Annotated in this window: 1 protein-coding gene; it reads right to left on the bottom strand. The window is 61.3% G+C overall.

Features of this window, described 5'->3' with window-relative positions; translation table 11 throughout:
• Positions 1-282 (bottom strand): MlaE family ABC transporter permease (locus SB756_RS29450; protein WP_410913094.1); only part of this gene is annotated, 282 nt, incomplete at both ends.

Genomic DNA, 282 nt, shown 5'->3' with positions numbered 1-282 from the left:
CAGGCAGCCGATGGCCGCGATAAGGAAGGCGAAGAACGGCGCCTTGGCCAGGCCCACCAGGAAGTGCTGCACGCCGATGTCGCTTTGCAGCAGTGAAAGGAACATGGCCGGTGAGATATCCAGCGTCAGGGCGCATACCACTGCGCCACCGACAATGCCGCAAATCATCGCGACGAAGGTGAGCAGTGGCAGTGAGATCAGCAGTGCAAGTACCCGTGGAACCACCAGCAGTTCCATCGGGTTCAGGCCCAGGGTGCGGATGGCGTCGATTTCCTCGTTGGC

It is taken from the genome of Pseudomonas sp. SIMBA_068, from assembly GCF_046534705.1.
Classification (GTDB): domain Bacteria; phylum Pseudomonadota; class Gammaproteobacteria; order Pseudomonadales; family Pseudomonadaceae; genus Aquipseudomonas; species Aquipseudomonas putida.
The sequence above is the reverse complement of the archived record's forward strand: the minus strand, read 5'-3'. Positions and strand labels throughout refer to the sequence as shown.